This window comes from Peribacillus sp. V2I11 (assembly GCF_030817135.1).
GTDB lineage: Bacteria > Bacillota > Bacilli > Bacillales > DSM-1321 > Peribacillus > Peribacillus simplex.
On sequence record NZ_JAUSYW010000001.1, the window covers coordinates 2,445,762 to 2,457,387 of the forward strand.

The 11,626-nt window shown below is 40.8% G+C and carries 7 protein-coding genes, 1 tRNA gene, 1 pseudogene and 1 riboswitch; of the genes and pseudogenes, 6 read left to right on the forward strand and 3 right to left on the reverse strand.

Annotated features, from left to right (window positions below):
* Positions 1-22 precede the first annotated feature (22 nt).
* Positions 23-1,210 carry a class I SAM-dependent methyltransferase gene (locus QFZ73_RS11800; protein ID WP_251427135.1) on the forward strand — a complete coding sequence of 396 codons (1,188 nt, stop codon included), beginning with the start codon at positions 23-25 and terminating at the stop codon, positions 1,208-1,210.
* Between the two features lie 107 nt (positions 1,211-1,317).
* Here the strand turns inward: QFZ73_RS11800 and QFZ73_RS11805 are convergent, their stop codons facing one another.
* Complete coding sequence (locus tag QFZ73_RS11805) at positions 1,318-2,868, reverse strand: ABC-F family ATP-binding cassette domain-containing protein (RefSeq protein ID WP_307266178.1); 1,551 nt, start codon at positions 2,866-2,868, stop codon at positions 1,318-1,320.
* A 233-nt stretch (positions 2,869-3,101) separates the two neighbouring features.
* Between QFZ73_RS11805 and QFZ73_RS11810 the strand changes: the two genes are divergently transcribed.
* Complete coding sequence (locus QFZ73_RS11810; protein WP_307266181.1) at positions 3,102-5,294, forward strand: DNA topoisomerase III; 2,193 nt, start codon at positions 3,102-3,104, stop codon at positions 5,292-5,294.
* A 194-nt stretch (positions 5,295-5,488) separates the two neighbouring features.
* Here the strand turns inward: QFZ73_RS11810 and QFZ73_RS11815 are convergent, their stop codons facing one another.
* Positions 5,489-5,653 carry a hypothetical protein gene (locus QFZ73_RS11815; RefSeq protein ID WP_307266184.1) on the reverse strand — a complete coding sequence of 55 codons (165 nt, stop codon included), beginning with the start codon at positions 5,651-5,653 and terminating at the stop codon, positions 5,489-5,491.
* A 661-nt stretch (positions 5,654-6,314) separates the two neighbouring features.
* On the opposite strand from QFZ73_RS11815, the gene QFZ73_RS11820 reads away from it, so the two are divergent.
* On the forward strand, positions 6,315-8,297 hold the full coding sequence (locus tag QFZ73_RS11820) for an acyltransferase family protein (RefSeq protein WP_307266186.1): 1,983 nt from the start codon (positions 6,315-6,317) through the stop codon (positions 8,295-8,297).
* Positions 8,298-8,556: 259 nt separating this feature from the next.
* Here the strand turns inward: QFZ73_RS11820 and QFZ73_RS11825 are convergent.
* Positions 8,557-8,630, reverse strand: a tRNA-Arg gene (locus tag QFZ73_RS11825).
* 239 nt (positions 8,631-8,869) lie between these two features.
* On the opposite strand from QFZ73_RS11825, the gene QFZ73_RS11830 reads away from it, so the two are divergent.
* From QFZ73_RS11830 to QFZ73_RS11840, 3 genes and pseudogenes are all read left to right on the forward strand, one after another.
* The gene (locus QFZ73_RS11830) at positions 8,870-9,130 is read left to right on the forward strand and encodes a hypothetical protein (RefSeq protein ID WP_307266190.1); all 261 of its coding nucleotides are present in this window, start codon (positions 8,870-8,872) and stop codon (positions 9,128-9,130) included.
* A gap of 180 nt (positions 9,131-9,310) precedes the next feature.
* Positions 9,311-9,485: riboswitch (cobalamin riboswitch) on the forward strand.
* A gap of 152 nt (positions 9,486-9,637) precedes the next feature.
* Positions 9,638-10,604, forward strand: a pseudogene (locus tag QFZ73_RS11835) (ABC transporter substrate-binding protein).
* Positions 10,567-11,622, forward strand: coding sequence for a FecCD family ABC transporter permease (locus QFZ73_RS11840; protein WP_307266193.1), 1,056 nt, complete (start codon positions 10,567-10,569; stop codon positions 11,620-11,622). Before QFZ73_RS11835 ends, QFZ73_RS11840 begins: the two are co-directional and overlap by 38 nt.
* Positions 11,623-11,626: the final 4 nt, after the last annotated feature.

Here is an 11,626-nt window from a genome sequence, read left to right on the forward strand (position 1 = left end):
TTTTGATGTTTAGGAGGTTCATATGAAGGCAAGTTATTATCATTCAATCACATTAATGGCGAACATGTTGGATCAAGCTAATATTCCATACCAATATACAGGTCGCTCTGCTTTGTTCGTGCAAGGAGTGAATATTGATCAGTATAAGAACATTGATATTGATGTACAATGGGATGTCTTTAATGAGGCATTAAATCTTTTTTCTGACTACTCCCCAACAAAGCCTGAAAGAAGTCCTGAGACTGCCTTCTTTCTAATGGATGTCGAGGGGGTTTCTGCCACTGTTCACTGCCGGTTTAACACGACCATTAAAACCGACCCTTATCGTTTGTCCATAAAGATGGGGGATATGGAGGTTTGGTGCAGGTCGTTATACAGTTATTTATATGACGAAGAAATGAGAAAGTACAGTACCGAGATTCATGCTTATTTATCTGCCGAGCAGCAGGGGTTCACAGCGGAAAATGAACAGGCATGGAACCAGAATAATTATTTAGCGCTTGTCAATCGTTATGGAAATCCCGTGGAATTGGCATCAAAAATCACGCAAAATCCAAAATGGAGACTGCACCCTTTTTATAAATACATGGGGGATATATCCGGTAAAAAAATTACTCATTTGATGGGATCGAATGGTGTTAAAGCAGTTGCCCTCGCCATATTGGGAGCTGAAGTGAAAGTTGTTGATTTTTCCCAGGAAAACGCAATGTTTGCAAATGAGCTGGCCAGTGGTGCCAATGTCTCCATCGAGTATATCGTTTCGGATGTCCTTTCACTATCATCCGAGCATGAATCAGGGAATCAGGATTTGGTTTTAATGGAGCTCGGTGTGCTTCACTACTTAATAGATCTGCAGCCGTTATTTGAAAAAATTAAAAAGATGCTGAAACCTGGAGGCCGATTCGTACTGCATGAATTTCACCCGATTTCAACAAAGCTCATTACTTCAAATGGTAAAAAACATAAAATCACAGGTAACTATTTCGCCCCGGCAATCGAAAACAATGAGGTCGCTTTTTCAAAGCATATGCCGGATGAGGAAAAAGGGAGCCTTTCAAGAGTTGTACAGCGTAAATGGACAATCGGGGAGCTTATAACGTCAATAGGTCAATCAGGGCTTGTTATTAAAGTACTCGAGGAAGAACCGAATCATAAAATCCATGATATTGGGCTTCCGAAAACATATACCTTGGTGGCGGAACGAGTTTAAGCTGCATGTGGAGGAAATGAAAGCTGACTGAAGGAGCCTTTTCAGTCAGCTTTTTATTTATTTCATAATAAAGGGGATGCCGCGTTCTGCGACATCCCCTAAAAAAATTAATTCTGGGCCGACCATTCTTCTACATCCCATACTTTGGTTACCCAATCTTCATAGAAATCAGGTTCATGGCATACGAGGACAATCGTTCCTTTATACTCTTTCAATGCACGTTTCAGTTCTTCTTTTGCAACTACATCCAAATGGTTGGTCGGTTCATCGAATAACAGCCAATTGCTTTCGGTAAGCATGAGTTTACACAGGCGCACTTTTGCTTGTTCTCCACCGCTTAAATGGCTCATCGGACGTGTAATGTGCTCGTTTTTCAAACCGACACGGGCAAGGATCGCACGTACCTGCGGTTGGTCCAGATGCGGAAATGCATTCCATACTTCATCGATCGGGGTTGTATTGCCTGCCTTCACTTCCTGTTCAAAATAAGAAGAAAAAAGGAAGTCCCCAAGTGATCTTTTACCGCCAAGAGGATCGATTTTACCTAAAATCGTTTTTAAAAGAGTGGATTTACCAACTCCATTACAGCCAACCACAGCAATTTTTTCTCCTCGTTCGATGTTCATGGATAGCTTCGGAAGCAATGGGCGGTCATATCCGATTTCCAGATCTTCACCTTCAAAGACATAACGGCTGCTCGCACGTGATTCTTTAAAGTCGAATGTAGGTTTCATTGAAGTTTCTGGACGATCTATACGTTCCATGCGATTCAATTGCTTTTGACGGCTCTTTGCGCGGCCGGTCGTTGAATAGCGGGCTTTATTTTTTGCAATGAAATCTTCCTGCTTTTTAATGAATTCGCGCTGTTTTTCATATGCGTTAATATGTTGGTTTTTATTCAATTCAGCCAGCTCAAGGAATTTTTCATAAGTTGCCGTGTAACGGGTCAGTTTGGAAAATTCAAGATGGAAGATGACGTCGACGACGCCGTTCATGAACTCGGTATCATGCGAAATCAATAGAAATGCATGTGGGTATTCCTTTAAGTAGCTGCTCAGCCAGCGGATATGCTCCACATCCAAGTAGTTGGTAGGCTCGTCGAGCAGCAGGACTTGCGGTTGTTCTAATAGTAATTTCGCTAATAAAACCTTTGTCCGTTGTCCGCCGCTTAGGGCAGAGACATCACGGTCCAATCCGATTGCATCCAACCCTAAACCGCGTGCCGCTTCTTCAATTTTAATATCCAGATTGTAAAAGCCGCCGGCTTCCAGCTTGTCCTGGATTTCACCCATTTGTTCCAAGAGTTCTTCAAGTTCTTCCGGAGTGGCCGTCCCCATTTTTTCTGTAACTTCATTCAGTGCTTTTTCTTGCTCGAATAAAGGTAAGTATGCATCCCTTAAGACGTCGCGAATCGATTTACCATTAGATAGTATCGTATGTTGATCAAGATAGCCATATTCGACACCAGGTGTCCATTCGACCCGGCCTTCATCATGGATGAGTTGTCCTGTAATGATATTCATCATCGTTGACTTCCCGACACCATTTGCCCCTACCAGGCCTACATGTTCACCGGCCATCAGGCGGAATGATACATCCTTGAATAAGGTACGGTCTCCAAAGCTGTGTGCTAATTTATCTATAGAAAGTAAGCTCATTTTATATTGAACCTCCCAATTAATTTGAAAAAATCCCTACGTTTCATCATACTAAAATCTGCACGGGATTGCTATCTAATCTATTAATTTACATATATGTGGGTACGGGGAGCCCCTCGAAGGGAAACCCTTAATGTGAACAAATGGATCCAATGCCATGCTGTGCATTATCGCCCTGTCATAAATTATATGAGATAATAGAGGAACCAGTTTAAAAGCGAAAGGATGTTATTATGAGTAAAACAGTCGTACTGGCCGAGAAACCTTCGGTCGGCAGAGATATAGCAAAAGTCCTGAATTGCGGGAAAAAGGGTAATGGCTTTTTTGAAGGCGAACAGTATATCGTCACTTGGGCACTAGGTCATTTGGTCACCCATGCAGATCCGGAATCTTATGATGAAAAATATAAAACTTGGCGCCTTGAGGACCTGCCCATGTTGCCGCCTACTTTGAAATTGGTCGTGATCAAGCAATCAGGCAAACAATTTCAATCGGTTAAAACACAATTGAATCGCAATGATGTCAAGGATGTCATCATTGCAACGGATGCAGGCCGTGAAGGGGAACTTGTTGCACGCTGGATTCTCGAAAAAGCGAATGTGAAGAAGCCAGTCAAACGGCTTTGGATTTCCTCTGTAACGGATAAAGCGATCAAAGATGGATTTAAAAATCTGAAGGATGGCAAGGAGTATGAAAACCTATTTGCCTCTGCTGTAGCAAGGGCGGAAGCGGACTGGATCGTTGGGATGAACGCGACACGTGCCCTAACAACCAAGCACAATGCCCAGTTATCCTGCGGGAGGGTTCAAACGCCGACACTCGCGATGATTGCAAAAAAAGAAGAAGAAATAAAACAATTCCAGCCTAAGAAATATTATGGCGTTTCGGCAATTGCAGAATCCAATTTGCGCCTGATCTGGCAAGATGCCCAAACAAAAGATATCCGCACATTTGATAAAAACAAGGCAGAAAAGGTTCTTGCAGCCGTTAAGGGGAAAAGTGCAGAAGTGGTTGAAGTGAACAAGTCCCATAAGAAAAGTTTTGCCCCTTCCTTATATGACTTAACAGAACTTCAACGGGACGCCAATAAGAAATTCGGCTATTCGGCGAAAGAGACGTTATCGATCATGCAGCGCTTATATGAAAGCCATAAAGTCTTGACTTATCCAAGGACGGATTCACGCTTTTTATCAACGGATTTGGTTGATACGCTAAAAGAAAGATTACAGGCTGTAAGCATTAAACCATATGCCCAGTATGCATCAAGGATTCTGCGCAGCCCGATTAAAACCAATAAATCGTTCGTGGACGATAGCAAGGTTTCTGATCACCATGCAATCATCCCCACTGAACAAACGCCGCTGCCGGGAAAACTGAGCGACAAAGAATCAAAAATCTATGATTTGGTCGTTAAAAGGTTCCTTGCTGTATTGATGCCGCCTTTTGAATATGAACAAACGACCATCAATGTAAAAATGGGTCAGGAGACGTTCATGGCAAAAGGGAAGGTCGTCCTGAAATCAGGATGGAAGGAAGTCTATGATCACCAATTCGATGAGGAAGAAGCTAAAGATGGCCTTGCTGAGCAACTGCTTCCGAATGTTCAAAAAGGTGACAGTTTAACCATTTCGACTGTTAAACAAACAGAGGGTGAAACGAAACCGCCGGAACCATTCAATGAAGGGTCGCTTCTTTCGGCAATGGAGAATCCCGCTCGCTTCATGGCAGGGGAAAGCAAAGAACTCATCAAGACTCTGGGTGAAACAGGCGGGATCGGTACTGTTGCAACGCGTGCTGACGTTATTGAAAAACTGTTCAATAGCTTCCTGATCGAGAAGAGGGGAAAGGGCCTTCACGTTACTTCGAAAGGAAAACAACTTCTTCAATTGGCACCTGAAGACTTGCGATCTCCTGCTTTGACAGCTCAATGGGAGCAAAAGTTAACTGCGATTGCAAAAGGAAAGCTGCCAAAACAGGCTTTCATCGGCGATATGCGCGCGTACGCCAAAAATATCGTCCATGAAATCAAAAATAGTGACCAAAAATTCAAGCATGATAACGTATCAGGAACGAAATGTCCTGATTGCGGCAAGCTGATGCTTGAAGTGAATAGTAAGAAGGGAAAAATGCTTGTCTGCCAAGATCGTGAATGTGGCCACAAAAAAAGTGTTTCACGTGTAACAAATGCCAGATGCCCACAATGTCACAAAAAGATGGAAATGCGCGGTCAAGGAGAAGCACAGACATTCACCTGTAAATGCGGTTTTCATGAAAAACTTTCTTCTTACAATAAACGAAGAGGGCAAAATAAAAATCAAAAAGTATCCAAAAATGAGGTCTCCAATTATATGAAGAAGCAAAATAAAGAGGAGCCGATCAATACTACATTGGCGGATGCCTTGGCAAAACTGAAATTCGATAAATAAAAGAAAAGGGTCCTTCACTTTAGCCCCATGGTGAAAGGGCTCTTTTTTCGGGGGCAAATTTCCTTGTCGGCGAGCCCATCTTTCCAGACAACAGGGTTGCCGCTTGATGAAGGTAAAAGTCATATTAAAGAAAAAGACGGCAGAAAGGGATGGAGCGAGCGCTCCATCCCTTTCCCCATATATCGATGCTTCTGTTAAACTTCATTCAGTACGGTGTCATGTAATTCATATTCAAGTGTTTTGTCAGTGTGTGTGTGTTTATCCGAATCTACTCGTGTGAGCGTACTAAATGGCTTCTGATCACCCGGACTGAAAATTGCTTCATCATTCTCTGGATTCCATAGGCTGTAAATACTCATGTTCAGTATCCTCCTCCTTTGGGTGAGAAGACTAGTAACTTCCTTCTTGATTATCATCTAACTCTTCAATTGACTCTAACGCTGATCACCGGGACTAAACACCGCTGCGTCATTCTCTTTGTTCCATTGGCTTCTGATTGTACTCATCATGCACATCATCTCCTTTGGTGAGAATGTCTTACAGTATTTGTATACCCGGATGGGACAGGTTAAAACATATATTTCAAAAAAGACATGATTATATCCAAAAACCCAATATTTTCCTGTAGATATAAATCGAAAAAAGTAATGAATCAAACTTTTTTAATATCACGCGATGTTCTTATGTACAACAGCTGATCCAATTTCATCGAAATTAGGACATTCTGATGTAACAAGCTCGGCCAATTGGAGCATCATTGTCTATATTCACCATCTAAATTCTAAAGTGTCCCATAGTGACTGACGTTTTTTCATAAAATAACGTTCTAATGGATCAACAGTGAGTAGGCATCGTACCCAGGTATCGTACATTTTCTGTAAGCGGGCCTGGTTGATAAGTTGGAAAAAAATCCGTACTCATGAAAATTAAAGAACCTTTTCTACTATATTGACAAATCATTATTGTAAAGTGATATAATTTTAAATTGTATGCATGACTAAAAGTAGGAGATAGGATCAAATGAATCAACCATTAATTAATATTGAGAGTAAATTCAGACCCGAAATCGAGGGGTTACGCGTTGTTGCCGCACTGCTGGTAGCGGTATATCATATATGGTTAAATCGTGTTTCTGGTGGGGTTGATGTATTCTTTGTAATTTCAGGATTTCTAATTACCACTTCAATTGTTTCCACAATTAATCGAACAGGGGAATATCGTTTTCGGCCATATGTCACAAAGTTAATGAAAAGATTACTTCCTTCTGTATTTTTTATTCTTGCAATTGTTCTGGCTTTAAGTTGGTTTTTATTACCTAAATCAATTTTGGATAAAACTATACATGAAGTATTTGCCTCAATGTTTTTTTATCAAAACTGGCAACTGGCTTTTTCGAGCACGGATTATTTAGATTCCAGCCAAATGAAAACACCGGTTGAACACTTTTGGGCTTTGTCTATACAAGGACAATTTTATATAATCTGGTTTTTAGTATTCACTTTAATTTTAATGTTAATAAAAAAATATAAATTAGCTAAAGTTAAAGCATTAATCAATACTGTTTTAGGAATATTATTTGTTTCTTCTTTTATATACTCAATATATTTAACCTCTGTCAATCAGCCATGGGCTTATTTCATTACGATGACACGTGTGTGGGAATTTGCTTTAGGCAGTTTGCTCTGTATCAATTTATCATCCATTAAGGTAAATAAATATATTGCTACAGTGATAGGTTGGCTTGGATTAATCGGTTTAATTTTAACTGGAATAGTCTTCAATGTATCTGAAATGTTTCCGGGCTATATTGCCTTATGGCCAATGACCTGCGCATTATTCATTGTTTTGTCTGGTACACGCGATACAAAATATGGTGTCAAACGCTTTTTAGGTTCACCTGTAATGGTGAAGCTAGGTGGAATTGCTTTTGGAATCTACTTGTGGCATTGGGTATTATTGGAATTCTATCGTTATAATGTCCAAGAAACTCCAGGATTCATTGTTGGAACTCTTATTATTATTTCATCAATTGCCCTTTCTTTTTTAATGACAAAATATATAGAAGAACCAATCCGAAGCTCAAAGGAAAATAAATTCTCATTCAAGAGAATCGGGATTATGGGCAGTGTAAATGTACTCTTGATCGGATCTCTTTTGATTGGAGTATATATAGATCAAAATAAGCTGGAAAATAATATAACCGAAAAAAATTATCCAGGGGCGTTAGCTGTAAAAAAACCTGACGATATACCTGATCAAGAACCAATACCATCATATTCTGAAGTCTTTGATGATTTACCACAAGCGCATTTGGACGGCAGCAACCAAGGGTTAAAGGAAAGTGACTTAAAAATTGGGGAATATGGCGAAACTGAAAATTACGATGCTACTATTGCTCTGATTGGCAGTTCCCATTCAGAACATTGGTTAGGTGCCATATTAGAAGCAACAAAAGATGATAATTATCGTGTACTGAATATGACCCGTTCAGGTACACGTTTTTCAACAGGTTATTCGGATGATGATTTGAAAGGTATCTGGGTCAATAATGTTCTGGATTATCTAAAGGACGCAGATGTAGATCTTATCGTTTCTCACGCCACCGCTTCAGATACGCCTAATAATAAAATACAGCAACAAATGGTTGATCAGCTGCAGTATGTTAAAGATGAATATGGTATTGAAGTGTTAGCGGTACGTGATGATCCAAGATATAGTTTTAATGTACTGGAATCATTAGAAACGAATGGACTAGAAGAAACTACAAAAAAAATGAATTCAGCAGATAATCAAAAAGACGAAAGCTTTTGGAGACAATTTGAAAAAGAAAATAAATCATTGCATAAAATTGACTTAACAGATTACTTCAAGGTAAACGGTAAATTTCAGCCTATTATTGGTAATGTTATAATTTACCGGGACAATAGACATTTAACGAATACTTATTCTGAAAGTTTCGGACCCATTTTTGAAGAAAAAATCAACGAGATAGGCTTAGAGTGAAAAGTAAGTATAGCTAAAGGGAAATTTGTAAGTATAAATATTGGTTATCTTGTGATATGAAAAATCTGAGTTCTGTGTTTTACAGGGCTCAGATTTTTTGATATCCAAATGTCTTGATGAAGTAGTGGTTACTTTGTCTAATTTAGCTTTGAGACCTGCATTTTCCTCGATCCCATAAATCACTTGTTCTTATACCAACAGAAAAAACCCCTGCTACAACACGGAGGAACCGCATTATAACAGGGTTTATAAACTTTAGCGTCCCAGATAGGAATCGAACCTACGACCTACAGCTTAGGAGGCTGTCGCTCTATCCTGCTGAGCTACTGGGACATATATAAAAGTCGACGACTTATTTATTATATTTCTTATAGGCAAACTTTTCAAGCTAATAGCTTATACTTATGAAAAAAAATCCCCATAAATATTTAGCAGGCCACTAAGGTCTCGTATTCCTCCATTATCCATTAAGTGGAATGCTTTGCTATTAACTAATTTTCCGGTACTATTATACTGAAAAAAATTAGGATAATAATAGTGAAAAAGTGTATAGAGTTTTAAGGATGGTGGGATTGCTGGGGATTTTGATTCTACCTGGATGCTCACAAGGGATTTTAGAGAGTATAGGCACAAAGACGGCTGTACAGATTGCGGAAGATGACATTGAAGTGGTCGAAGCAGCTGAAAATATGACCGGGCAGGATTTGGAAGGCCAAATCGATACGGGAGACTGGATAACGGCCGAGTCCGCGGTCGAGCTCCGGTTGGCCAGTATAACGAAGAGAGTCTCATGTCAGAAGAAGCTGGATACAAGATGGCAGAGGGGGCTTTAAGGGACCTAGGGATGCATGCATCGAGTTCGGATTTCACCCGGGTCATCAGTCGAGGGGTTTGCTTCACTGATTGAAAATGCTTCAAATCCATTGAAGGTGGACGGGTCATTTCTAACTTGTTCAGAAAAATCATATAATAATCGATTCTTACATGGTGTATAATGAAGGCAGTGAAAATTATATACATATGAACGATTTGGTGTCTTAATGACTTAAAAGGGAAGTTGGTGAAATGCCAGCGCGGTCCCGCCACTGTATATGGGAGCTGACGGCTGTGTACCACTGTATGAGATATGGGAAGGTGCCGTTGACGATGACCATGAGCCAGGAGACCTGCCAGAATTCGTACACCTGTAACCTGCGCGGATGGGAAGGTGTGTGGCAGACCCTAAGAGTCCGTAATGATATTGTTGCCATGCAAGCATCTTCCGTTTAACGGGAGGTGCTTTTTGTTTTGGGGCATCTTCCGTGGGAAGAAATTAAATGAAAAGATTGTGGGGAATGAAAATGAAGAAAATTTTTGGTCTGATACTGTTGATGTTGCTTACTGCAGGCATGATGGTCGGCTGCAGTGACGCTACTGATGAAGGAAAAGAAAAACAGCAAACGAATCATGCTCGACATGAAGCTTTCCCGATTACGATTAAAGATGCAACAGGGGAAAAAGTAACGATAGAACAAAAACCGAAGAAAATCGTTTCGTTGATACCAAGTAATACGGAAGTGGTCTTTGCACTTGGTTTGGGAGAAAAAGTCATTGGTGTTTCCGACAATGATAATTACCCGGAAGAAACGAAAGAAATTGAAAAAGTTGGCGGAATGGAAATGAACACGGAGCTGATTGTCTCCATGAAACCTGACCTTGTTATTGCGCATGCATCAAGTGCCCATAATTCAAATGAGGGTTTACAGCAGCTTAAGGATGCTGGAATAGATGTCCTCGTAGTCAATGATGCACAAAGCTTTGACCAAGTCTATGAGTCTATTGAAATGATTGGACAGGCAACGGGAGAACATGATAAGGCAAAAGAAATCGTTGCGGATATGAAAACGAAGCTCAAGGATATCCAGGAAAAAGCCAAATCCGTAAAAGGAAGAGGATAGGAAGACCGTTTTAGTGGAAGTTTCGCCATCACCGGAAATATACACACCTGGAAAAAATACTTTCATGAATGAAATGCTTACTATTATTTCAGCTGATAATGCTGCTGCTGAATTGGACGGTTGGGCAAAAATTGATGAAGAATCGATGATTGCTGCAAATCCTGATGTCATCATTACAACGTATGGTTATTATACGAAGGATTCAGTAAGTGAAGTTACGGGCCGAAAAGGATGGCAAGACGTAAATGCTGTTAAGAATGGCCAAGTCTTTGATGTCCATTCTGACTTGGTGACCCGTTCCGGTCCACGCTTAATAGAGGGAGTAGAGGAACTTGCCAAATCAGTCTATCCGAACCTATTTGACAACTAAATGGACGTTTGCTTATTTGTTTGCGTTGTTATTTTTGTTATTCGCAATGACGATAGGCATTTCCTTTGGTTCGGTGCCAGTACCGATTCCCGTACTTATACAAATAATCGGCAAGGAGATTTTCCATTTACCGATTGCTGCTGATCCGGATGTCATGCTTACGAATATCGTGATGAACATCCGCTTGCCGCGTGTGTTGCTTGCGGGTTTGGTTGGGGCATCCCTTGCGATTGCGGGTGCGGCATTTCAGGGACTGCTCCGGAACCCGCTCGCTGATCCTTACACATTAGGTATTTCATCAGGAGCATCAGTCGGCGCCGTATTGACAATATTCTTGAATATATCACTGCCATTCATCGGTTTATATACTCTTCCGGCATTGAGCATCTTATGCTCAGTGCTCACGATGCTCTGCGTACTGACTTTTGCAAAAAAAATGGATCGATCGATGAAAGTGGAAACGATCATTTTAACAGGAATCATTATCAGCTCGTTTTTAAGTGCCTTCATTTCATTGATGATTGCGCTGACGGGTGATGAATTAAGACAAATCATCGGCTGGCTGATGGGAAGCGTTTCAATGCGCGGATGGAACTATATTGCAATCATTTTGCCATTTTTTATTATTGGTTCGTTGATCTTGATCATGAATACAAGTGAATTGAATGCGATGACTTTCGGGGAAGACCGGGCAAAACACTTAGGTGTGAATGTTAAGCGGCGGAAAATGTGGATCTTGATAGCCGGTTCGACATTGACAGGGGCAGCCGTTGCCGTTTCGGGGACGATTGGCTTTGTGGGTTTGGTCATTCCTCATTTTGTCCGAAAGATTTGGGGACCTGACCATAAACATTTGCTTCCGTTGTCCTTGCTGGTAGGAAGCGGATTCTTAATATTGGCGGATTTTGTAGCACGGTCGATCATTGCCCCATCGGAACTGCCGATCGGGGTGATCACCTCACTTATCGGGGCACCTGCATTTGCTCTGATTTTATTAAAGAGACGGAGAGAAGGGTAAAAAC